The following is a 284-nucleotide window of genomic DNA, read 5'->3' as shown; positions in this document are numbered from 1 at the left end:
AGTGACTCAGAGTCAGCAAGTGCAAGCACATCAGACAGTGAGTCAACATCAACGAGTGAAAGTGATTCCGATTCAGAAAGTGCAAGTACCTCAGATAGTGATTCAGCATCAACAAGTGAGAGTGACTCAGACTCAGCAAGTACAAGCACATCAGACAGTGAGTCAACATCAACGAGTGAAAGTGACTCGGATTCAGCAAGTGCAAGCACATCAGACAGTGAGTCAACATCAACAAGTGAGAGTGACTCAGACTCAGCAAGTGCAAGCACATCAGATAGTGACTC

At 45.4% G+C, this 284-nt stretch carries 1 protein-coding gene; it reads left to right on the top strand.

The genetic code is table 11. From position 1 onward, the window contains the following. The coding region (locus CD127_RS12695) for a hypothetical protein (protein ID WP_206168810.1) at nucleotides 1–284 on the top strand (284 nt) is incomplete at both ends.

Source organism: Staphylococcus petrasii (genome assembly GCF_002902565.1).
GTDB classification, from domain to species: domain Bacteria; phylum Bacillota; class Bacilli; order Staphylococcales; family Staphylococcaceae; genus Staphylococcus; species Staphylococcus petrasii.
Note: the sequence above shows the minus strand (reverse complement) of the source record. Positions and strands in the feature narration are given on the sequence as shown.